Consider the following 22417-nt stretch of genomic DNA (forward strand, 5'->3'; position numbering starts at 1 on the left):
CCGTCCCTCAGGAACGGCGAGGTTGAGGGGGTGGAGGTAACCGCCGGATCAGCCCGCTCCGGCCAAAACGTCTGCCCCGACGCGCCGTTGGCCCCGGCCGCCCGACTTCCCAGCGGACTCAGAAGTTGCCGCGGCGCTCCTGTTCGCGCTCGATCGCCTCGAAGAGGGCCTTGAAGTTGCCCTTGCCGAAGCCGAGCGAGCCGTGCCGCTCGATCAGCTCGAAGAACACCGTCGGACGGTCGCCTGTCGGCTGGGTGAAGATCTGCAGCAGGTAGCCGTCCTCGTCGCGGTCGACCAGGATGCCGCGTTTCTGCAGCTCCTCGATCGGAACTCGAACCTCGCCGATGCGCGCGCGCAGCTCGGGGTCCTCGTAGTAGGAGTCCGGGGTGTCCAGGAACTCCACACCTTCCGCGCGGAGAGCGTCGACCGAGCGGATGATGTCGTTGGTGGCCAGCGCCAGGTGTTGGGCGCCAGGGCCGTTGTAGTACTCCAAGAACTCGTCGATCTGGCTCTTCTTCTTGGCGATCGCCGGCTCGTTGAGCGGGAACTTCACCCGGTGGTTGCCGTTCGCGACCACCTTGCTCATCAGGGCGGAGTAGTCGGTGGCGATGTCGTCACCGATGAACTCTGCCATGTTGGTGAAGCCCATTACCTTGTTGTAGAAGCGGACCCATTCGTCCATCTTGCCGAGCTCGACATTGCCCACCACGTGATCCAGTGCCTGGAACACACGCTTGGGAGCACCAGGGCGCTTCTGATACGCGCCGGTTCGGGGGACGTACCCGGGGAGATACGCGCCTTCATAGCGTCTGCGATCGACCAGAGAGTGCCGGGTGTCGCCGTACGCTGCGATCGTGGCGATGCGGACGGTTCCGTATTCATCGGTCTCGTCGTGCGGCTCGACCAGGATGGTCGCGCCCACAGAACGCGCGTGCTCGACGCACTTGTCGACGTCTGACACCTCCAGCGCGATGTCGCTCACGCCGTCACCGTGTTCGGCGTGGTGAGCGACCAGAGCGCTGCTTGGATCCACGGCACCTCGGATGACGAACCGCACCGCGCCGCTCTTGAGTACGAACGCCTTGTGGTCCCGGTTGCCGGTCTCGGGCCCGGAATACGCGACCAAGTTCATCCCGAAGGCGGACTGGAAGAAGTGTGCGGTTTGCGTTGCGTTGCCGACCGTCCAGACCACTGCGTCCCAGCCAATCACCGGAAAGGGATCGCTGTCCGCGTCGTACTCCACGAGACCGACCAACTGCTGGAGCGTTGCCAGATCGAGCTCGGCGAGGCGTTCCTCGTTGGTGAGTGTGTCATGAACCGTCATTGACATTCCTTTGCGGCTCGGTGATATTTCATGCCAGTGTGCAGGGGTCGGTATGACGGGCGCAAGAGAGCCTCCGCGTTCCAGGCAGGCTGCACAGCCAAGCCAGCAAGTCCGCAATAAGGCTGGACAAGTTGCTCACTCAAAGAAGTGCTTGACATACAACAAGCCCAGGCAGGGGTAGGCGTGAAGATCATCGACATCTCGATACTGCGTCATCAGCAACCCTTCCCCGCGGCCGTAGGCCCCGAACACGTCACCCTGGACTTGCTGACCATCGCAACGGACGAGGGCATCCAGGGGCACACCTTCGCGGGAGGCCCGGGCGAGGACATCGCCTCGGTACTTCTCGATGTCGTGCGGCCCATGCTCATCGGGCTGGATCCCCTCGACATCGGCCGTGTCTGGGCCATGACCGGAAGGCGAGGTCTACCCGCAACGGTGCGCGGCGCGGTGGACGTTGCCCTCTGGGACATTGCCGGGAAGGCCGCGGGTCTTCCCGTCCATCGCCTGATCGGCACCGTCCGGGATCACGCGCCGGCGTATATCGCCACATGGGTGCACCGAGACATACCCACATACGTGGACGAGGCGCTGGCCTACCGTGAGATGGGCTTCACCGCTCACAAACTGCATCCGCTCACTCAGCTCCGGCATTTCGATGGCAAGCAGGTGCCCGTCACGGACGACATCGACCTATGTGCACAGGTCCGAGCGGCCGTCGGGGACCGACATGTCCTGGCCCTGGACGCAGCGTGGGCCTACGACTACCCGGAGGCCGTCCAGGTCGGCCTGGCAATCGAAGAGCTCGGATATGCCTGGTACGAGGATCCGCTCGCAGCGGACGATCTGTACGGCTACATCCGCCTCAAGCAACAACTGTCGATCCCACTAATGGCGACCGAGGTGACTCAAGGAGGATTGACGGCGCTCGCGCCATGGGTCGTGGAGCGTGCTACCGACTTCCTGCGGGGGGACGTCGTACTCAAGGGTGGGATCACTGGCATGGTGAAGATCGCGCACCTCGCGGAGGCGTTCCATCTTCCATGCGAGATCCACGACGCCTACAACAGCCTCAACAACCTCGCCGGGCTCAACGTCATGATGGCGATCGCAAACTGCCAATGGTTCGAGATTCTCGCGCCCCATGCCCCGGGCTCATATGACATCGATGCACTGAGCTATGGGCTTGTTGAGCCCATCACGATCGACCCGACTGGCAACGTCCATGCACCAACTCGCCCCGGTCTGGGAATCGACATCGATTGGGAGCTGCTGCGGGCCAGTGGGGAGTTACTCGGCTAAGCAGCCCCAGGAGGGCTGGCCATGCCCCGTGCATCGCGCCGAGTCAGCGGTTGAGGAACTCCTCAACGAGAGCGACGAACTCCGCGACATTGATGTTCTGGAGGTCGTGCATTCCCCCAGCGACGAACCTGAAGTCGGCGTGCGGCAGGTACGTCGCGAACGCTTCGCGCTGACTCGGCCTCAGGATCTCGTCCTGATCTCCCAGGAGCGCCAATACCGGGAGGCGCAGATCAGTGAGCGATTTCAAGGCGTCCTCCGGCAGAAACTCCGGCGCCACCCAGGCGATCATCTTGAACCTGTTGGCCATTTGGTTGGCAATGAACTCGTCCGTCGCCCACGGCTTCTTAGGGTTGACCGGAGGCTGGGGGTACTGAGGAGCGCCTTCGGACTGAAACGGCGCCTGCACGGGCGCGTCGGGCTCGGGGCGCGGCGGCGGCGGCACAATGACGTCTTGCTCTCGCGCTGGCGCCATCCCGCCCTCGAGGATGATGCCCTTCACCCGCTCTGGGTGTGCCGCGGCGGCATACACGGCGTTCACTCCACCCATGGATGACCCAAGGATGTAGTACCGGTCCTGGACCAGTTGGTTGGCAGCCTCAGCGAGAAGTTGCGCGGTCTCAGCCATCGGCATCGGACGGTTCAGGTCGTCCTTGCCGCCCCAGCCAGGTGGGTTGATCTCGATCACCCTGTACCTCTCGGCAAGAATGTCTTTCGAGGGAGACATCTCGAGGCCAGCCGAGCCAGGAAACGACACCAGAGTCTCAGTGGGCGCATCAGGTCGCGCCTCCGCGTAGTCCAGGACGAACTCGCCGGCCTTGACGGTGCCATAGGTGAATGGCGCTCCGGGTTGCTGCACGACCATGGGTCGCCCCTTCTGTTCGCTGCCCGGTCACCGGTCACAGCTGACGATTCATGAGTGTGCCCACCATCCGGCAGGCACAACCGAGGCATGACGTCCGCTCGATACACACCACCTGACCAGCAATGGCGGGCGACAATTCAGCGGCCTGTAAAACATCTCACAGGGGGTGTGGCATGTCTAGTGACGAGAGAGAGGTTTCAGAAGGCGCGGGGAGGCCTGCGCGTCGCTGCGGGTGGGCGGCTCCCACCGCTGTGTCTTCGTGCGATGAGGCCCGAAGGGCCTTAGCCCTGGGGTCGTCGACGAAGGGCAACCGGCTCATCTCGGTACCTCTCCATCACGGCGCGGAGGGCGTCGGTGATGGCCCAGGCGCAGTCCAGGGACTGATCCCAAAGGACGAGCGATGTCTCAGCCACGAGGGCGGGCTCGTGCCCCGGCGCAACTCGCATCTCCGAACTGACGCTGAACGAGGTTCGCCCGACGTGACTGACCCACAAACGCACGAGGAACGGTTGGTACGCGGCGTAGCGCATCTCGGCGTGATAGTCGACGCGTTGGGCGCCCACGAGTTCGGACACGGTGATCGGGAGTCCGCCCAGTAGCCCAGGATGGGAGTCGCCTGTTCCCGGGAGCATGGCGTAGCGGAAGAACAACACGCGCGCCTCGTCCACCACCCGGATAGCTTCGACGTTGTCAACGTGGCCGCCAAGGTTGACGTCCCGCAACCGCGCCTGAATCTCGCAATCAAAGACCGCGGCCATGGCGATCTCCATCGCGGGTGACGGCCTCGCTGCCGCGGCAAGAATCGTGACAGCTCAAGGAAGACGGCATCCAAGTTCCTTAGGTCAGGCGGTCACCCGTTGCCGTCCGAAGCCGGCCGTGCGATCTCGCTGTTGACACTCCCGGCCCGGATCGTGGGCACCAGGGGCAGCCGGCGGTCCCCATCGTTGACCAGCTGATATCGGCTGGGTAGTTTGTGAAACATTACGGATCTCCTCTGGGAGGTTCAAGCCCAACCGACGGGGAACGCCGCATGCCGCTCTCTTCCCATCGGGCCGCCAGTCGGCGGCCGGTCCCTGAGCACGCGCGCAGCGCCATGGCCCGGTCAGCCGTGATTGATCGCCCCGGCGTCGCCCCTCGCATCAACGACGCCACAGCCCCGCTGCGCCACCGAGGAACGACCCTGGTGCGCGTGCTTGCGGCCGCGTTGAACCCGTTGGACATCAGTATTGCCGCTGGGCTCGTGCCAACGGCGCGGCATGAGAAGCCATACGTGCCGGGCATCGAGGCTGTGGGGGAGGTGGTCGAATCAGACGTCTTCGAACCTGGTCAGATCGTTTACGGAGAGTGCCATCCGAGCCCCACTCGCCCGGGATGTTTCGCCACTCACGTCGTCCTCGAGGACCAAGCGCTACTCAGGTTGCCCGAGAAGCTCGACCCTGTCGCGGCTGTGGCCGTGGGGAACTCCGGCGTGGCCGCCTTCCTCCCACTCATCGGGGTCGCGGCTCTGCAACCCAACGAAGCGGTGCTCATACTCGGTGCCACCGGAACCGTGGGCAGACTTGCCGTGCAGGTTGCTCGAGAGCACGACGCCGGCTACATCGTGGCGGTGGGCCGTAATGAAGAAGCCTTGGCGCGCGTTCGCGAACTCGGTGCGGATGCTGCGATTCCACTCAGGTCCGGAGAGGCCCAAGGCGAACTTGTGCGGCGACTGCAACGCGCCGGTCCTGCGGCGGACGTCATTCTTGATGGCCTCGGCGGCGACCCGCTGAACGCAGCGATGCATGCCTGCGCGCCGCTGGCCCGAATCGTCAACATCGGCAACTCCGCCGGCGAGCAGGTGAACTTTGCAGCGACCCTGCTGCGCAGCCGGCAGTTGACTATCAAGGGTTTCGCCAGCTTCCTCACACCGCTAGCAGTCAAGCGTCCAGCGCTTGAGTGGATGTGGAGCGGCCTTCTGGACGGAAACATCCACGTCGACACGCGAGCGCGACCACTCGAAGAGCTGCCCGTTGCGTGGACCGAGAGACCTTCAGTAGCGCAGCCAAAGACGGTCATCGTGCCCTAGGCCGTGAGGCAGATGTGCCCAAAGCTAGCGGCACGGGCGGGCCACATGGTGGACCACTGGACCGCAGCGTGGCACGGGGTGCAGACTGTCGACCTCTCGGCTGTCGTCATGTTCAAGGGGATCCCCCCAGGAGTAGGAGCGCAGGCAGAGATGAGACCGCAGTTGCAGACTGTCGACTATGTTTCTGGCAGTGGTGATCGGCTAAGGGGCTACGCCGGGTCGAGCGATCTACCCGCGGCAATGGCCGTCGTTCTCTTCCCTGACGTGATGGGGATCCGAGAACACATTCACGCCCAAGCGGCGCGCGTTCTCGCGGCCGGGTTCGACGTGTTCATCGCCGACATGTATGGGGGAGGCCGTGCGTTCACCGCGGCGGATGAGGCATTCGCGTCACGGGATGCCTTGCTGAGCGAACCGCAGCTCCTGCAGGATCGGGCCGCAGCCGCGGTCTCGACGCTTTCCTCGATCGGTCGGGACCCGGCGATGATCGCCGCGGCGGGATACTGCTTCGGAGGACAGGTGGCGCTAGAGCTGGCTCGGTCCGGCGCGCCACTCAAGGCAGCCGTCAGCTTTCACGGCGAGCTCCTGCCGCTCGGCTCCGCTCTGAGTTCGCCGAGCATCAGCGTACTCAGCTACTCCGGAGGGGCTGACCCCTTCATCCCCCCCGAAATGGTCAGCACGTTCAGGAGTGAAGCCGAAGCGGCGGGCTGTCCGTGGCAGATCGTCGTTGACGGCGGAGTCGGGCACGCGTTCACCGATCCGGGGGCTAACGCCATGGGCATCCCCGGCGTGGCGTACGACCGTCGGGCCGACCACCTGTCCTTCGCCCTAATGCGCGAGCTGCTCGCCGACCTGGTCGCGCAAGAAGCGCCCGGGCGAGCCGACTGAGCTGTGCTGAGGAGCAATAGTGAACCCTGAGAACTCTCTGCTCATCAGCCCGGACTCGCGGACGGGCCGGGTCGGGGTACCCGCCGGCTCGACACAGGACCCCGTCCTCGTACGCGCCCCACGAGACGAGATGGACCGGCGGTGGGCGCTCGTGCGCGCGCACCTCACCGCCCAGGGTCTGGATGCAGTCATCTGTCTGGGTTCTGACGACAGTCTGTCCGGGAGCATCCGGTGGCTGTGCGACTTCGGTGCGCCTGCCTACATGAAGGTGGCGTTGTTCTTCGGTGAAACCCCAATGACGGTCATCGAGCACGGCGCTATCTCAGGGATTCGCGAAGTGTCTCCTGCCGACGCCAACACGCCGGGCGTGGGTCGCGTCAGGGCTGTGTCCGCGTTCAAATCGGTCAGACAAACGCTGGAGTACGAAGCGCGCGCCGTGGTCGAGGAGTTCAGCGCGCGGGGCATTGAGAACGTGGGGCTGGTGAGGCCCGGGAGCATGCCGTCCGCGTTCATCGATCGACTCAAGCAAGACCTACCGCAGGTGTCGTGGTCGGACGAGACCGCCGCCTTCGACAGCATGATGGCGATCAAGAGCCCGGTCGAGCTCGACAGTCTGCGCGAAGCATGTCGCGTGCAAGACCAAGCCTTCGAGCGCTTGCTGGGGCAGGTTCGTCCCGGCGTTCGTGAGGTCGAACTCATGGCCTCGGTCGAGCGTGAGCTTCGGTTGCGGGGAGCACTGGACGGAACGTTGGGATGCGGGTCCGCTCCTGCAGGGCAGCCGACCGGAATGCGCTCATGGCGCGCACAGAACCGGGAGTTGCAGAAGGGGGACACATTCACCGTATTGATCGAGCTCTCCAACGCCGGCGGCTACTACGCCGAGCTGGCCCGTCAGGTGGTGCTCGGACGGGCCAGTCACGAACAACGGCGCGCCTTCGAGGTCGTCCGCGAGGCGCAAGCGGAGACGGCGGCTAGCCTCTACGCCGGTGCGAGCTGCAGCGCGCTGGCGGGGGCGCACGACGCGTTCATGGAAGCGCGTGGTTACGAACGGGAAACGCGCCTATTGGGGCACGGACAGGGCTATGACATGGTCGAGGCTCCGCTGCTGCGAGCCGACGAAACGATGGCCCTGAGGGCGGACATGTTCGTGTCCGTGCACCCCTCCGTCGTCACCCCATCCATGTTTGTGTTCTTGTGCGACAACTACGTTGTGCAGCCCGCCGGGCCAGCCGTTCGCCTTCACGACACGCCTCAGGAACTCTTCGAGGTGTGACGTTGCATGGCGAGGCTGCCTCTCGATCCTCCGGCCGCACCTCGGAAACTTGGCTCGACCTTCGCTGCCGTCGCTCTGACCCGCTGAGTTCGGATCCAGTCCGACCTCAACGCTGAGAATGTGGAGGGGCTCGACCGATCAGCTGGTGGCGTCAGCCACCAGCCTCGCCGCCTCCTCTGGCTCAATTCCACCAACTCCCAGGCCCGCGACAACCTGTCCGTCACGGGTCAGGGGAACTCCGCCCCCGACGTACAACTCCCGATGGGGGTGCAGAGTCGCCAAAGCGAATGCCTGCCCCCCATACAGATCCGCAAGGCGATGGCTGGGCATGCCATGCCTAGCTGCGGCCCGGGAGACTGCCCCGGCAACGTGCGTTGCAGCAGCGACGGCTCCGTCCATGTGGTCCTGCTGGATCGGATCACCCCCCCGGTCCACCACGACTGTCGCCACCTCGAGGCCACGCGACGCCGCCAAGGTGAGGACGTGATCGCAAACTTCTTTGGCCCAGAGCAACTCGGGCTGATGCGAGGCAGTCGGTGCCGGCTTCATGCCGAGGCTGTCCTCCGCGGGCACCACGAGATCCCCGAAACGGTCCTTCCAGAGGATGGTGTCGTCCCCATGTTGGCCGACATAGGGACCGCCGAGCGCGTAGGAGATGATGAGATCCTCAGGATTTGCCGGACTCCCCTCAGCGCTGACCAACTCGGGCGCAACGCCCGCGGGCAGGAACGGACTGACCGTGGCGCCCGAGGCCGCGATGCCGCCGAGGATCTCGCCAGACTCCGTGAGGATTTGCATCCCGCCGCCGCCGGGAAAGACGGACTCTGGAGAGACCTGCATAAAGCCCCAAGCCATGATGGCTGGAGCTGCCGCGATCCTGTCCTTGTGGACACCGCTTGCGAGTTGTTGTGTCCCCGAGATCCAGGCCTTGGAAACCGCACGCCCCATCCCGCCCGGCCCACCGAAGTCGAGCCGTGAGGCGCTTATGAGGGTCCCACTCGCTCCGACAACCGCGATGCTCCCGCGAACCCCAAGCTGCTCCGCCTTGTCGACGGCTCGAGAGACCATGGCGCGGGCATCGTCCAAGCGGACATCGCGTGGGTGAGGAGTCATGTCAGAACCCTTCTCGAGGTTGGGGTGCGCTGGAACGATGTGCGCTTGGAGGCGAGCATCTCGACTACCAGGCGGGAGCCTTCGCGCCTCGATGTCGCAGTTCTGAACGTGCGGACCGGTCTACGGACCACTGGTCCCCCAAGTGGACCAATTCGCACGTACTCTAGCCCCCGACGACTCAGCAAGCCAGAGCTGCCGGTTGGCCTGCGCACCAGCGGTTCGGCTCCGTAGCTCGCCGCTCGGTCAGGAGTCCAGCACGAGCCGCTCCGCCGCTCGTGTCACCGCCTGCGCGCGGGCTTTGGCAAGGCCGAGCATGCGCAGCTGCGCTATCGCGAGCAGCGTGCCGACATGGCGGGGCTCAGATCCGGAGAGGACCTCGCGGGCACCCACCCCAAACATGGACCCCCAGACCTGGACGAACATCGGAACGTCGTCAGGCTCAATGTCGAACGCTCCAGCCGTGATCCCTGTCCTCAGGTCGGCACCGAGCTGAGTCGCGGTCTGCCGAAGCACATCGCTGCGCTGCTCAAAGTATTCGGCCATGACGGCCCCGATCGATGGGTTGGTGGCGACGCGACGCATGACCCAGAACGCGCCGACGGCAATTCGCCTGGGAATCTCGAGCGCTTCCTGGAAGGCCGTCAGTTCGCTCGTCATGTCTGAGATAACCAGCGCTCCCACGGCTTCGGCGATGTCCCGCTTGTCTGCGAAGTAGTGGTAAAAGGTGCCGTTGGAGACGCCCGCGTGCTTGGTGATGTCAACGATGGACGCGTTCGCGAGGCCTTCCTCGGCGAAGACCTCCACGGCTGCCCGGATCAGCTGATCGCGTCTGTCTACCGGCGCCAGTCGGGTTCTTGCCGCTTTTGGCGTGGCATGCGACGGCATCGAACAACCTCTCAGGCAGCAACTCCGATGGACAACCGTACTGCCGAGTCGCATAGGCGACGGGAGACGGCCGGCCACTTTCCACGCTATTGACAGGGCTCTCAATAGTGAGAGTACCCTCAAGTCGACGACAGCAAACTGGCGCGGCTCCGCCTCCACAGGTACCTCCGTCGCCGTGCAGGTTCGGAGTAGAGGCATGGTCGACGAAGCAGTGTCCGATATTGCTCCTGTAACCGTCGCGGGGGGTGGAGTCGTTGGACTCACTCTCGCGCTGATGCTTGCGCGACGAGGGGTACATACGGTGGTCCTTGAGAGGGACCTCGTCCCATTGCCGCTGCCACGCGCACACGCGGTGAATCCGAGAACGCTCGAGATCCTTCGAGAGATCGACATCCTGCCTCAGGACGTCGCAGCAGTTGCCGCGCCCCGAGAACTGACTGCAGAGGTTCGGTTCGTCACAACCATGACTGGCCACTGCTTTGGGGTTCTGCCCTACGAGCGTCAAGATCCCGACGTGCTAGCGCTCACGCCGACGCCACTACTCAACGTGCCCCAGCCGGAGCTGGAGCGTCTCCTATTGGCTCGCGTACAAGCCGACGATCGAGTTGACCTCAGACGAGGGCACACGTGGGTGTCGGCTGTGCAACGGGACGGCGAGGTTACGTCGACAGTCCGCGCCGGCGAGGAGGCGTATGAGCTGACCTCGGAATACCTCGTCGCTGCTGATGGAGCGGGCAGCCAGGTGCGCGAGAGCCTCGGAATCAGCATGACAGGCGTGGAGGAAGTCGCCGCTGCCGTAACGATGACGTTCAAGGCAGACCTCACACCAATCGTCGCCTCCCGGCCCGGTGTCTTGCATTGGGTGTTCGAGCCACAGCCGCACGGCACTTTCATCTCGTACCAACCGGACAGCCTCTGGGCCTACATCATCACGATGCCGCCCGGTCACGTGGACATGACCCAGTACACGCGGGAGCGCGCGCTCGACCACATCCGGGCCGGGCTCGGTCCTGGTGCCACCGATGTCGCGATCGAGTTGGTTGCCGTTATCCCGTGGACCATGCGAGCACAGGTTGCCGACAGGTACCGGCAGAGCCGCGTCCTACTTGCGGGGGATGCAGCCCATCGCTTCCCGCCCACTGGGGGGCTGGGTCTGAACACCGGACTCCAGGATGCTCACAACCTTTCGTGGAAACTCGCGGCCGTGATCGCCGGCTGGTCCCCCGAGCCTGTGCTCGACACCTACGAAACAGAGCGTCGTCGTATTGCCGTGCAGAACGCTGATCAGAGTCTGCAGAACGCCAGGGCATTGGCCGTGCTGTCGATCATCGACGAGGCCTGTGGGCTTGGATCCGGGACGGATGCATTCAAGAATTGGCTGGCGGATGGCGCAAACGCCTCCGCGGTTGCTCAGGCCATCGCTGAGCAGCGAGGACACTTCGACAGCCTTGCTCTGCAGCTGGGATTCTCGTATGACCCGGACGACGAGCCGCCCGCAGATGTGTCGACCTACGTGCCGAGCGCGCGTGCCGGTCGACGACTGCCGCATGGATGGCTGAATTGGGGAGATGAGCGGGTTTCCACACTGGACGTCCTGGACCCCGAAGCGTTCACCGTGCTTTGGCTGGCTGACGATCCCAGCCCAATCGACGCTGGACCCGTTCCGGTCACTGTGGTTCACCTCAGCCCAGGTCGCCCGGACGTCCAAGGTTGGGTGCGGGCCGCGGGGCTGACCAAAGTGGACGCCGTCCTAGTACGGCCCGATGGTCACATCCTGGAGACCTTCCCCAGCGGCTTTGATACCGGGCAACTGGTGGCGGTGATCCGGGACCTCCTCAACGGCGGAAGGCCTCTGGCTAGCACGCAATCATGACCTGTGGACCGCCGTCCACCATCACGCAGACCGACCCGGCGGCCTTCTCGCCGCAGCAGCTTTCGGCGCCGCGATCTGGTCCTTGCGCCGACGGGGTAGGTGCCCCGGCGCGGATCGCTTTGGCCGAAACGGGGTCAACAAATCGGCTGCGATCGGAGCCGCCGCGGACATGGCGCACGTCCGGTGCCAGGTCCGCGACGGCCCGCTCAACTCAGTGCCGGAGCCGGCGAGCGCCTCTGCAGTACAACGGTTTCAGCTAGTCAAGGACAACTGTGAAAGCAAGTCCTCGACCAGGGCCTTGGTTTCATCCGGACCTGCGGCGACGCCGAAGAGGAAGAAGTCGGGTCGGGCAAGAAGTGCGGTGACCTCGTTCGCCGCGAAGAACTCTGAGTAGGTGCCGTCAAGGTCTTGCAGGTCATCCGGTCCCTCCCCGAGGACCAGGACGTGCACGCCCAGCCTTTCGAGCACCTCCACCTGCGCGTCAGACAAGGCCGTGTGCAGCGGCGACGAGCTGATCAGCTGGAACCCAGAACCGATGAGGCTATCCAGCAGTCCTTCCTGGCCGGCGAGCCGGACGCGTCCTTGCGGGCTCAGTGCACCAGTCGGCCCGGCTGCGAGTTCATCGCCGGACTTGTGCAGGATTCCTTGCATGAGTCCCGGCACGGGCGGTTCAGGGCTTGGCGAGGACCGAAGGAAGGCGTCCCGCTCAGCCACCTTGACGGGATCGTTCTCAATTGCTCGCTCCCAGGCGATGACGGAGCCATGAATGAGTGGGAGGACGTGGGACAGTCTCTCCGGCTCATAGCTGTCAAGGAGAGCCTCGGTGGCCCGTCCGGTCAAAATGAGATCCAGCTTCCACGCGAGGTTGCTCGCATCGCGCATGGCCGAGCAGGAACCCTGACCGATCCCAGGCGTCATGGTGTGTGCGGCGTCACCGCCGATGAAGACCCTGCCCTTGCGGAACGTCTTGGCGTACTGAGAGCGGAACTTGTAGACGACGCGACGGGTGATGCTCACCTGCTCACGGTTGATGCCGAGCTTACGCTCGAGGAACTCGTAGGCCTTCTCATGCTCGAGCAAGTCGTCGTTCGTGGCTGTCGGGTCCATGACCCGCACGTCGGTCCGGCATCTGTTCGCACCATTGGGGCCCCAGAACCACGGACCGTTCGGGTCGAGATGCACGGTTGTCGTCGGCGGCTGCAACTCGGGGTCGACGATGTCGAAGTCGGTCAGAACCCACCGATCCTCGTGGTTCTGCACCACTTCGATGGGGATGCCGAGGGACTCGCGCACGAAGCTGGAGGCGCCGTCCATGCCGATGACATAGGTTGCCGAGATCGCGACAGCTGCTCCTTCGTTGGTGACGCCGGCCCGCTTCGAGGGAGCTGCCGTGATGCGAATCTCGTCCCCAGTGTCGTCGAGGCCGGTGACCTCGTAGCCCCAGTGAATGGTCACGGTGGGGCACTCGCGGATGCGAGCCTCCATCGCCTTCTCGATATTGGGCTGGTGAAGGCTCAGGCGGTACGGATGTCCGCATAGCTTGAAACCCCAGTCCGCCGTCGTTGCGATCTCGCCATTGGCGCCGTAGAAGATCGCACCTGGTTGGGGAATCGACCCCTCGAGCGCCTCGTCGGGATTTGCCGTGTGCTGCATGAGGCGGGCCGTTTCACCGTCCAGAGTGCTCATCCGCGGAAGGCCGTATGGAACAGCGGACTTTTCGAAGACGACAACCCTGTGCCCCGCCTGCCCGAGTAGTGAGGCGAGCGCCTCACCGCCGGGGCCGAAGCCCACGATTGCCACGTCAGCGTCGACGCTCATCTGTACTCCCACGATGTCGTTTTCGAGGTGAAGGGTGATGTCTCCGTGCAATCTTTTGACCGAGCTTGCGGTGGAGCATAGCCTCTAATTGGCCCGCAGAGTAGACCAATGGTCCGCATGATGGACCGGGCATCGTTGAGGGGGAGGATGAGGCGGTGGCGACGTCAACCGGGATCATCTGTACGTATCGCACCCCGGAATCGACGCCGCCAGAACCGCCTTCGGCTCCGGTTCGCCCGTCGCTACGGTGGTCGACGCGGCCCGGGGGTGCGGTGCGGGACTTGGCAGCGGTGGCCCGACCAGCCTGCTACCCCCGGGACCAGGCGTCGAGAGCTAGTGGCTCATCGACAGACCCAGTTGGGCCCGTCGGGCAGCTACAGGCCGACCCTCGGTAGCGAGGCTGCAATCGCGTCCGCCGTCGCCCTGACCTTCTCGCCGTAGGCCGTGCGCAACCGAGCGGGCATACGCGACGCCGGCGCGGAAATGGACAACGAGGCCGCCGGCCTTGGCCCTGGCGGGTGAATGGCTGCGGCCACGGACACCACGCCGTCCATGAGCTCTTCGTCGCTCACGGCGTACCCTCTCGCGCGCACTCGCTCGAGCTCCTTCCGGAGCGTGTCCGGCTTGGTAATGCTGCGCGAAGTCGTTGGACTCAGGCTGTGACTGAGGTACCGCTCGACATCCTCGGCCGGGAGGCTTGCTAGGAACGCCTTTCCGTTCGAGCTCGCGTGCAGGGGGGCCTGAGAACCGAGCGGGGAGAAGGCCCGGAGGGCGTGCCGACTGTCGATGCGCTCGATGAGCACCACCTGTTCGCCATCGAGCACCATCAGGTGAATGGTCTCGCCCACGTCAGCGGCGAGGGCGTTCATGTGTGGCAGGGCGGCCTGGCGCAGGCCGCCGCGTTCGCCGACTGTGCTGCCCACGATAAACGCGCGAGTGCCGACGACCCAGCGTCCGGCGCTGTCGCTCTCGATCCAACCCGCGTCGGCGAGGGTCGCCAGGGCTCGCTGGACGGTGCTTTTCGGAAGGCGTACCTGACGGGTCAGCTCGCTGAGACCGATCGGCTGCAACTGCGACAGCGCCTCCAGGACGTCGAGCGCGACCCGCACGCTTCGGTTGCCCCTGTTGTTGTCCTCGGTCATCGCCCCTCATTCTCCGTGCCTTCGGTGATCCAAGCACTCCATGGACTAGTCCACGGTTCAAACGCTCGCACAGCCGCACAAGTGGTCGGCCCTCCCGGGGCCGGAGTATGGCACCACCCGTACCGAGTCGCCGTGACTGGGCCGCTGGCGGAGCTGTGCCGAGCGCGGAGCGGGCTCTTCCTTAACATCCCCGCAACGAGTGAAGAAACCGTTGACATCCATGAAATCTGGGCCTACCTTTGCGCTGGTCCGCACAGTAGACCATTGGTCCGCTGGACGGACCAGGCGAAGGGAATTCAGCCGATGGGCGACTGCTTGCTGGACGGCTCGCGACCGCCACGTCACCGGCGCCCTGATGCCGCTGCGAAGGGCGGCGCGTGATGGCACTGCTCGAGGTTCAGGATCTTCGCGTGACCTACGGCGGAGTCGTAGCGGTCGACGGGGTGAGCTTCTCGGTCGAGCCAGGATCGATCGTTGGTCTCATTGGCCCCAACGGTGCGGGCAAGACATCCCTGATCGACGCCCTGACCGGCTACCACCGTCCGTCCGCGGGTCGCGTGGTCTTCGCTGGCGACGATGTCACAAGCGTGAAGGCGGACAGACGCTCCCGCCTCGGATTGGCCCGAACCTTCCAGTCCGTCGAACTGTTCGATGACCTCACCGTTGAGGAGAACCTGCTCGTGGCCGCGGAGCAGGTCGGTCTGCTTCAGCCGTTGAGGGACATGTTTCTGCCGCATCGGCCGCGAGGCGCCGAGGCCGTCGGTTGGGCGACGTCCCTGCTCAACCTCAATTCGCTGTCCGGGCGCATGCCGACCGATCTGTCCCACGGCCAGCGGAAGCTGGTCAGCGTTGGCCGGGCCCTCGCGCAGCGCCCGCGCTTGGTGCTTCTTGACGAGCCGGCAGCTGGACTCGATTCCCGCGAAAGCTTGGAGCTCGGCCAGGAGCTTCGGAACCTGCCAGACAACGACGTCAGTGTTCTCCTCGTCGACCACGACATGGGCCTGGTTCTCGGTGTCTGCGACCACGTCCTCGTCCTGGACTTCGGCCGAATCATCGCAGCCGGCAGCCCTGACGAGATCCGAGCGAACGCGACAGTGATCGAGGCCTACCTCGGCAGCGGCGGGTCGGAGGAATCCCATGGCTAGGTCAAGGGCCGTCGCCTCGGACGGACCTGAGGTGGCCAAGCAGCCGGTGCTCTCTCTGGCCGGGCTTTCTGCGGGCTACTTCGGTACGCCGGTGGTCCGGGACCTTGCGCTAACGGTCCAGCGCGGCGAGGTGATCGCGCTGTTGGGGGCCAACGGTGCCGGCAAGACCACCACCGTGAACACGATCGGAGGATTGCTGAAGCCGATCAGCGGCGAGGTCAGACTCAACGGAGCCAGCGTCGGCGGGACGCCGGCGCATCTCTTGGCACGCAAGGGCGTCGCACTCGTTCCGGAGAACCGCGCGTTGTTCCCCGGATTGACCACACGTGAACACCTGCGACTTGCCAAGTCCGCGGACGGCTTGTCGCAACAGGACCTGCTTGAACTGCTGCCCGAGCTTACGAAGTGCCTGGATCGGCGCGTCGGGCTCCTCTCAGGCGGCGAGCAACAAATGCTGGCTATGGGTCGCGCACTCATGGCTCGCCCAACACTCCTGATCATCGACGAAATGAGCATGGGGCTGGCTCCGGTCATCGTCGAACGACTACTTCCCGTGCTCAGGCGCGCAGCAGAGGACCTGGACACGGCTGTCCTTCTCGTCGAGCAGCACGTATCCCTGGCACTCCAGGTCGCCGATCGTGCATATGTGCTCAGTCACGGTCGACTTGTGTTGAGCGGCCATGCGGCCTCACTGCGCGAAGACCGAGAACTCCTTCGCAAGAGCTACATGGGCGAGCTCGACGCCAGCGATATCCCGCACTCCGAGCAGGTCAATGGACACCCACCTGACATCCCCACGGATCAGAACTGACGCCACGTCGAAAGACCTGGCGGCTTCAACCAGAGGTACACGTTCACGCACGTCAGTCGCACATCGCACCCCCGAAAGGAACAGCAATGAAGCGGAAGGTCCTCGTCACATACGGGGTGGCCGTGGCTGCCGTGGCGCTGCTCACGGCATGTAGCAACTCGAGCCCCTCGTCATCGTCATCGGCCACCCCGTCTGGATCCGCCGCTGCAGGCGCCGATCCCTTCGCCACGCCGAACAAGGCGACCAAGAGCCCGATCGTTGTCGGGTTGGTGAACCTAGAGGCCGGACCCATCACTGCTCCTGGGTACCGGACGGCGGCGGAGGCCGCGGCCTCCTACGTGAATGACTACCTGGGCGGCGTGGGTGGACACCCGATCAAGATCGAGTCCTGCGTCACCGACGGTCAGCCAGCCACTTCACAGCGCTGCGCCAATCAGCTCCTGGACAAGAAGCCCGTCTTCATTCTCGGTGGAGCTGACGTAGGAGGCGCCGGCGCGTACCCCGCGTGGACGCGAGCGAACCTGGCCGTCGTTGGAGCCGTCCCGCTCACACCTGTGGAGCAGACGTACAAGAACGGCGTGATCTTCTCCGCCATCTCGGGCCCAGACAACGCGGCGGCCGTGTCGTACGCGTCGCAGAAGGGCGGCAAGAGCGCCTCCGTGGTCTACACGTCTGACGCGGCCGGGACCCACAGCGGTGAGCTGTTCCAGCAGTTCTTCAAGAACACCGGCTACACGACGGTCAAGGCGGTGCCTGTGGCGCCGACCGCAGCAGACCTCAGTGCGCAGGCCGCGCAGGTGGTCACGGCCAAGTCGGACACGGTGGCAGTGAACACTCCCGTGGGCTGCGGCAGCATGTTGAAGACCCTTGATCAGCTTGGCTTCAAGGGCACGAAGGTTGTGATTGACCCCTGCGCCGATCCGAAGGTGATCGCTGCAGCGGGCGCAGGTGCTGAGGGGATGATCTGGGGCGGTCCCTTCGACCCGCCTGGGGCATCCGCTGACTCCACGCTGATGGCAGCGGTTATCAAGAAGTACCAGCCCGCCACGGCACCAATCACGGCGAGCTACATGGGCTTCCAGGCCGTCATGAACGCCCAGAAGTACTTGTCGCCGATCTCCGACAAGTTGACGACCGAGTCCATCGTCGGCGCCTTCCAGGCCGGCAGCAACAACGCCAACTTCGCAGCGCACCCGTTCACGTGCGACGGCAAGCAGATCCCCGGCGCACCGTCGATCTGCAACGGCTACCAGCACATCTTCCAGTACTCGAAGGGCGCCACCACAACGGTCGGTGACTGGGTGAACCCCGCACCTGCCATGGGTGGCTGACCGAGAACACAGGGTTCGCCCGCTCGGCGCTGCTGTCGAGCGGGCGAACCCGACCATCCATCCTTCTCGACGACACGAGGCGACATGACCGAAACCATGCTCTTCTTGGTACTCGGGTTCGGCGCGGGTGCGATCTACGGCATTCTTGCCCTGGGCCTCGTGCTGAAGTATCGGGCCGCGGGTGTCGTTGACTTTGCGCATGGCGCAGTCGCGATGATGTGCGCCTTCCAATTCGTGTCCCTGCGCGACGACGGCGACTTCACGTTTCCCTGGCCCGTGCTCCCGCACACACTGCACATCTCTGACACCGGGGTACCGCTCCCGACCAGCATCGCGTGGACGCTGATCTTCTCGGCTCTGCTCGGGGCCTTGCTCTACTACGTGGTCTACAGGCCATTGCAGCGGTCGACGCCGCTCACCAAGGTCTGCGCCTCGGTCGGCGTGATGCTGTACCTGCAGGCCACGGCCGTCCTCAACTACGGCACCTCCGGTCGATCCACGGCTCCCGTCCTGCCCAGCAGCACGATCACTATCGCTGGGGTGCCGATCCCGACCGACAGGTTGTGGCTCAGTGCCCTTGTCGTCCTACTCGCTCTCGTGCTCGCCTACGTGTACCGCCGAACGCTATTCGGGCTGCGCACCAGAGCTGGAGCCGAGAGCGATGTTGGCTCCGCGGTCATGGGCCTGTCGTCCACTCGCATCGCGATGCAGAACTGGATTCTCGCGACGGTCCTCGCTGGCGTCTCAGGCATTCTCCTGTCGCCCATCTCGAACCTGGACCCGACTTCGTACACGCTCTTCATCGTTCCCGCGCTGTGTGTCGCGCTCCTGGCAGGATTCCGCTCGTTCATCGGCACCGCACTTGCCGGACTAGCCCTCGGCATGGCCCAGTCCCAGATCGTGCACATTCTCTCGTCGCACCAGAACCTGCCCCAGCAAGGAATCTCAGAAGGTATCCCGTTCCTTGTCATCCTCGTCATCATGACCTGGCGCGGTCGAAGCCTCATCCCTCGTGGCGAGCTAGCCGACCCCGACTATCCGAAGGTTGGTCGGCCCAGCGCTCCCTTCAAGACCGCGCTGCTGACCCTGATTGCCGGCTCAGTCGTCCTGATGCTGCTGCACGGCTCACTCAAGGCCGCCTTCATGACCTCGATCATCTGGACCTGTCTGGCACTCTCGCTTGTAGTCCTGACTGGATTTGTCGGACAGGTTTCATTGGCGCAGTTGAGCTTCGCAGGATTCTCCGGCTTCATCGTGGCACGCGTCTCCGCAGACCTGGGCATCAACTTCCCCTTGTCGCTGCTTATCGCCTCGGTCGCCGCGGTACCGCTGGGTCTGCTCATCGGACTGCCGGCCCTGCGCGTCCGCGGCGTCAACTTGGCCATCGTGACGCTCGCCGCTGGATCCGCGCTCGACGTCCTCCTGTTCAACAACGCGAAGTTCAGCGGAGGGGACAGCGGTTTGACCGTCCCGACCCCGACGTTCATGGGCTTCAACTTGGGGATTGCCTCAGGACCTGACTACCCGCGAACCATCTTTGGTGTTCTCATCCTCGCGATCGTCATCGGCGTCGGCGTCGTGGTCGCGCGGCTGCGCAACTCATCCACTGGGCGCATGCTCTTGGCCGTACGTTCGAACGAGCGCGCAGCCGCGGCGTCGGGCATCAATGTTCCCCGAGCCAAGCTGTTGGCGTTCGGCATCTCGAGCTTCATCGCGGGCCTTGGTGGCGTGCTCCTGGCGTATCAGCAAGGCAGCGTGTCCGCGTCCTCGTTCGGGGTATTCCAGTCCCTTGGCCTGCTCGCCATCGCGTACGTCGCCGGCATAGGTCGAATTTCTGGCGCCGTCGTAGCGGGCCTGCTCCTGTCGGGTGCGGGACTCATGGTCAGCGCCTTCGACAAGTACCTCGGGCTCGGGATCTACCAGGCGGTCATCGCTGGCATCGCGCTCACGTTGACCGCTATCCAGAACCCGAACGGAATCGCAACGCCGATCCCGAGCGGGAAGAGCCCAGCGAACGCACTGGAGCGTTGGGGCCACTGGCTCGTCGGCCGTGGGGGTCACACGGCTGTGGCCGGAGAGAGTCAACCGGTGACCTCCCGTCAGGACGCAGCATGACGGTCGCAGGCCGGCCGCGCGTTTGTGGTCCGGTTGACGTCATTTGGCCCGCAGGGTCGTGTCTTGACCCGGTCGACCCCTGGACCTCCCGTGATCACAAGGGTCGCTGAGGGCGAGCTGCGGGTCGCCCGCGAACTGCACGATTTCGTGCGCCTGGAAGCGCTCCCCGGAACAGGGTTGGACGAGAGAGGCTTCTGGTCGGGCGCCGCCGAGATGGTCGGTGATCTCCGGCCAGGTTTGAACGCCCTCCTGCAAGAGCGCGTGGCGATACAAGCTGCCCTCGACGTGTACAACAGTGATCAGAATCTTCCAAAGCAAGGTGGGGGCTACGAGGCATTCCTTCGTTCGATCGAGTACGTCGTCCCCGAGCCAGAGGACTTCGAGATCACGACAACTCGCGTCGATCAGGAAATATCAAGTCAGCCGGGACCTCAGCTCGTGGTGCCGCTGCTCAATGCCAGGTTCGCAACGAACGCGGCGAACGCGCGGTGGGGCTCGCTTTACGACGCGCTCTATGGGACCGATGCGGTTCCCGAGTCTGGTCGGTTAGCGCGCAGCCGGGGGTACAACCCGGCACGCGGGGACGAGGTCATCGGCCGAGGCAGGCGCTTCTTGGACGAGATCTTCCCGCTGACCGTTGGCTCGCATCGAAGCGCAACGTCGTATGAGGTTGGTGCTGCCGGCCTGGTGGTCCACCAAGGTGAAGAAGTCACCGTCCTCCAACGCCCCGAAGCCTTCATCGGATACATCGGCCCTCGGGAAGGCCCCTCCAGTGTCGTGCTCGTGCATCACGGGCTACACGTCATCCTCGAGTTCGACCGCGGCCACCAGATCGGTGCGAGAGACGCAGCCGGCATCTGCGACATCGTCGTCGAAGCTGCCGTCACAGCGATCATGGATCTTGAGGACTCTGTGGCTGCCGTCGACGCATCGGACAAGGTCCGCGGGTACCGAAACTGGCTTGGACTGATGCAGGGGACACTGACGGCCGAGGTGGTCAAGAAGGATGCGTCCTTCACACGCCGGCTGCACGCGGATCGCGTGTTCAGGACGACCAGCGGCGGCGTAACCACCCTCAAGGGCACTGCGCTGCTGATGGTGCGGCACGTCGGGCATCACATGACGACCGACTCAATCCTGGACTCTCAGGGGAACGAAGTACCCGAAGGAATCGTGGATGCCCTCATCACCGCGGTCTGCGGTTTGCACGATCTCCGCGGTCCGCGGGCCGGTAGCAACTCACGGGTCGGCTCGATCTATGTGGTCAAGCCAAAGATGCACGGACCGAAGGAGGTTGCCTTCGCGTGTGAGCTCCTCCGTCGCACCGAGCAGCTCCTAGGTCTGGAGGCGTGCACGATCAAGATCGGCATCATGGACGAGGAGCGCCGCACCTCCGCCAACCTCAAGGCATGCATCCATGCCGCCAGCGATCGCGTGGCATTCATCAATACGGGTTTCCTCGACCGGACTGGCGACGAGATTCACTCCTCGTTGTTGGCCGGACCAATGGTTCGCAAGGCTGCCATGAAGCGTCAGCCATGGATGCGCGAGTACGAGACGCAGAACGTGTCGATCGGACTGTCCTGCGGATTCCGGGGACGCGCTCAGATCGGCAAGGGCATGTGGCCGGCGCCCGACAACATGGCCGAGATGCTTGAGCAGAAGGTCTCGCATCCCTTGTCGGGCGCCAGCTGCGCCTGGGTTCCCTCACCAACAGCTGCCACTCTGCATGCCCTCCACTACCACGCCGTGGATGTCCTGACGCATCAGGCGGAGCTCGCCCGGCCATCTCGCCATCGAAACCTGGCGCAACTGCTGACAGTCCCCCTGGGGAACCCAGACCAATGGACATCCGAGCAGCGAAGCGCGGAGATCGATAACAACATTCAGGGCATCCTTGGGTACGCAGTTCGGTGGGTCAACGACGGAGTGGGCTGCTCTAAAGTGCCCGACATCGATGGCACCCCCCTCATGGAGGACAGGGCGACCTGTCGGATCAGCTCGCAGATCGTCGCGAACTGGCTGCAGCACGGCGTTGTTGACACCGAGCAAGTTGAGGACTCGCTGCGTCGCATGGCTCTCGTCGTTGACGCCCAAAACGCAGACCAGCCTGCATATCAACCGATGGCCCCGTCATACGACGGAAGCGCTTTCCTCGCCGCCCGCGAACTTGTCATGTCGGCAGCAGAGCAGCCGTGTGGGTACACCGAACTGGTACTGCGCCGCTGGCGGCGCATTCAGAAGCGTGCCATCCCCGCGAAGCCACCCTGACCGCCAACGCCCCAGGACCGGAGCCACGTTTGCCTCGGCCCGAACTCGTTGACCTCAGTCCGAGGGCCCTAGGGAGGGTCCGAGGACAAGTCGGTTTCAGGAACAGTGGGAGACCGCCCCCGACGCATTTGCGTCGGCTCAGACCTGGCCCGCCATGCGGACCAGTGGACCGTATAGCGGTTCGCATGACATGCTGGTG

Annotated in this window: 17 protein-coding genes; 10 read left to right on the plus strand and 7 right to left on the minus strand. The window is 64.5% G+C overall.

Annotated elements, in window-relative coordinates:
• Nucleotides 1-118 precede the first annotated feature (118 nt).
• Nucleotides 119-1324 (minus strand): 4-hydroxyphenylpyruvate dioxygenase, encoded by a 1206-nt coding sequence (gene hppD / locus ABEB17_RS08480; RefSeq protein ID WP_345716245.1) that lies wholly within the window; start codon nucleotides 1322-1324, stop codon nucleotides 119-121.
• 183 nt (nucleotides 1325-1507) lie between these two features.
• Between hppD and ABEB17_RS08485 the strand changes: the two genes are divergently transcribed.
• A complete protein-coding gene (locus tag ABEB17_RS08485; RefSeq protein WP_345716246.1) occupies nucleotides 1508-2626 on the plus strand; it encodes an enolase C-terminal domain-like protein in 1119 nt (372 codons plus the stop codon).
• A gap of 43 nt (nucleotides 2627-2669) precedes the next feature.
• On the opposite strand, the gene ABEB17_RS08490 is transcribed toward ABEB17_RS08485, so the two are convergent.
• Complete coding sequence (locus tag ABEB17_RS08490; protein WP_345716247.1) at nucleotides 2670-3488, minus strand: alpha/beta fold hydrolase; 819 nt, start codon at nucleotides 3486-3488, stop codon at nucleotides 2670-2672.
• 281 nt (nucleotides 3489-3769) lie between these two features.
• Nucleotides 3770-4258 (minus strand): acyl-CoA thioesterase, encoded by a 489-nt coding sequence (locus ABEB17_RS08495; RefSeq protein ID WP_345716248.1) that lies wholly within the window; start codon nucleotides 4256-4258, stop codon nucleotides 3770-3772.
• A 323-nt stretch (nucleotides 4259-4581) separates the two neighbouring features.
• Between ABEB17_RS08495 and ABEB17_RS08500 the strand changes: the two genes are divergently transcribed.
• The 3 genes from ABEB17_RS08500 (at nucleotide 4582) to ABEB17_RS08510 (ending at nucleotide 7714) form a co-directional block, all read left to right on the plus strand.
• Entirely contained in the window at nucleotides 4582-5553 is a 972-nt protein-coding gene (locus ABEB17_RS08500; RefSeq protein WP_345716249.1) for a quinone oxidoreductase family protein, read from the plus strand.
• A gap of 150 nt (nucleotides 5554-5703) precedes the next feature.
• On the plus strand, nucleotides 5704-6441 hold the full coding sequence (locus ABEB17_RS08505) for a dienelactone hydrolase family protein (protein WP_345716250.1): 738 nt from the start codon (nucleotides 5704-5706) through the stop codon (nucleotides 6439-6441).
• 151 nt (nucleotides 6442-6592) lie between these two features.
• On the plus strand, nucleotides 6593-7714 hold the full coding sequence (locus ABEB17_RS08510; RefSeq protein ID WP_345716251.1) for a M24 family metallopeptidase: 1122 nt from the start codon (nucleotides 6593-6595) through the stop codon (nucleotides 7712-7714).
• 138 nt (nucleotides 7715-7852) lie between these two features.
• Here ABEB17_RS08510 and ABEB17_RS08515 read toward each other — a convergent pair whose 3' ends face one another.
• Both ABEB17_RS08515 and ABEB17_RS08520 read right to left on the minus strand, forming a co-directional pair.
• Entirely contained in the window at nucleotides 7853-8800 is a 948-nt protein-coding gene (locus ABEB17_RS08515) for a GlcG/HbpS family heme-binding protein (protein WP_345716252.1), read from the minus strand.
• Between the two features lie 270 nt (nucleotides 8801-9070).
• A complete protein-coding gene (locus ABEB17_RS08520) occupies nucleotides 9071-9712 on the minus strand; it encodes a TetR/AcrR family transcriptional regulator (RefSeq protein ID WP_345716253.1) in 642 nt (213 codons plus the stop codon).
• 196 nt (nucleotides 9713-9908) lie between these two features.
• Here ABEB17_RS08520 and ABEB17_RS08525 point away from each other — a divergent pair, with 196 nt between their 5' ends.
• A complete protein-coding gene (locus ABEB17_RS08525; protein WP_345716254.1) occupies nucleotides 9909-11585 on the plus strand; it encodes an FAD-dependent monooxygenase in 1677 nt (558 codons plus the stop codon).
• A gap of 252 nt (nucleotides 11586-11837) precedes the next feature.
• On the opposite strand, the gene ABEB17_RS08530 is transcribed toward ABEB17_RS08525, so the two are convergent.
• On the minus strand, nucleotides 11838-13403 hold the full coding sequence (locus ABEB17_RS08530; RefSeq protein ID WP_345716255.1) for an FAD-dependent monooxygenase: 1566 nt from the start codon (nucleotides 13401-13403) through the stop codon (nucleotides 11838-11840).
• A 374-nt stretch (nucleotides 13404-13777) separates the two neighbouring features.
• Nucleotides 13778-14545 (minus strand): IclR family transcriptional regulator, encoded by a 768-nt coding sequence (locus tag ABEB17_RS08535; RefSeq protein ID WP_345716256.1) that lies wholly within the window; start codon nucleotides 14543-14545, stop codon nucleotides 13778-13780.
• Between the two features lie 380 nt (nucleotides 14546-14925).
• Here ABEB17_RS08535 and ABEB17_RS08540 point away from each other — a divergent pair, with 380 nt between their 5' ends.
• The 5 genes from ABEB17_RS08540 to ABEB17_RS08560 all read left to right on the plus strand — a co-directional run bounded on the left by ABEB17_RS08540 (nucleotide 14926) and on the right by ABEB17_RS08560 (nucleotide 22218).
• Nucleotides 14926-15690 carry an ABC transporter ATP-binding protein gene (locus ABEB17_RS08540; protein ID WP_345716385.1) on the plus strand — a complete coding sequence of 255 codons (765 nt, stop codon included), beginning with the start codon at nucleotides 14926-14928 and terminating at the stop codon, nucleotides 15688-15690.
• 31 nt (nucleotides 15691-15721) lie between these two features.
• The gene (locus ABEB17_RS08545) at nucleotides 15722-16501 is read left to right on the plus strand and encodes an ABC transporter ATP-binding protein (RefSeq protein WP_345716257.1); all 780 of its coding nucleotides are present in this window, start codon (nucleotides 15722-15724) and stop codon (nucleotides 16499-16501) included.
• Nucleotides 16502-16587: 86 nt separating this feature from the next.
• On the plus strand, nucleotides 16588-17832 hold the full coding sequence (locus ABEB17_RS08550; protein ID WP_345716258.1) for an ABC transporter substrate-binding protein: 1245 nt from the start codon (nucleotides 16588-16590) through the stop codon (nucleotides 17830-17832).
• An 84-nt stretch (nucleotides 17833-17916) separates the two neighbouring features.
• On the plus strand, nucleotides 17917-19947 hold the full coding sequence (locus tag ABEB17_RS08555; RefSeq protein WP_345716259.1) for an ABC transporter permease: 2031 nt from the start codon (nucleotides 17917-17919) through the stop codon (nucleotides 19945-19947).
• A 90-nt stretch (nucleotides 19948-20037) separates the two neighbouring features.
• Nucleotides 20038-22218, plus strand: a complete 2181-nt coding sequence (locus ABEB17_RS08560) for a malate synthase G (RefSeq protein ID WP_345716260.1) — start codon at nucleotides 20038-20040, stop codon at nucleotides 22216-22218.
• Nucleotides 22219-22417 lie beyond the last annotated feature (199 nt).

Source organism: Angustibacter luteus (assembly GCF_039541115.1).
Taxonomy (GTDB): Bacteria; Actinomycetota; Actinomycetes; order Actinomycetales; family Angustibacteraceae; genus Angustibacter; species Angustibacter luteus.

Coding starts and splice junctions, on each gene's coding strand:
- hppD (WP_345716245.1), bottom strand. CDS start 1,324: ATGACGGTTCATGACACACTCACCAACGAGGAACGCCTCGCCGAGCTC.
- ABEB17_RS08490 (WP_345716247.1), bottom strand. CDS start 3,488: ATGGTCGTGCAGCAACCCGGAGCGCCATTCACCTATGGCACCGTCAAG.
- ABEB17_RS08495 (WP_345716248.1), bottom strand. CDS start 4,258: ATGGAGATCGCCATGGCCGCGGTCTTTGATTGCGAGATTCAGGCGCGG.
- ABEB17_RS08500 (WP_345716249.1), top strand. CDS start 4,582: ATGGCCCGGTCAGCCGTGATTGATCGCCCCGGCGTCGCCCCTCGCATC.
- ABEB17_RS08505 (WP_345716250.1), top strand. CDS start 5,704: ATGAGACCGCAGTTGCAGACTGTCGACTATGTTTCTGGCAGTGGTGAT.
- ABEB17_RS08520 (WP_345716253.1), bottom strand. CDS start 9,712: ATGCCGTCGCATGCCACGCCAAAAGCGGCAAGAACCCGACTGGCGCCG.
- ABEB17_RS08525 (WP_345716254.1), top strand. CDS start 9,909: ATGGTCGACGAAGCAGTGTCCGATATTGCTCCTGTAACCGTCGCGGGG.
- ABEB17_RS08530 (WP_345716255.1), bottom strand. CDS start 13,403: ATGAGCGTCGACGCTGACGTGGCAATCGTGGGCTTCGGCCCCGGCGGT.
- ABEB17_RS08535 (WP_345716256.1), bottom strand. CDS start 14,545: ATGACCGAGGACAACAACAGGGGCAACCGAAGCGTGCGGGTCGCGCTC.
- ABEB17_RS08540 (WP_345716385.1), top strand. CDS start 14,926: ATGGCACTGCTCGAGGTTCAGGATCTTCGCGTGACCTACGGCGGAGTC.
- ABEB17_RS08550 (WP_345716258.1), top strand. CDS start 16,588: ATGAAGCGGAAGGTCCTCGTCACATACGGGGTGGCCGTGGCTGCCGTG.
- ABEB17_RS08555 (WP_345716259.1), top strand. CDS start 17,917: ATGACCGAAACCATGCTCTTCTTGGTACTCGGGTTCGGCGCGGGTGCG.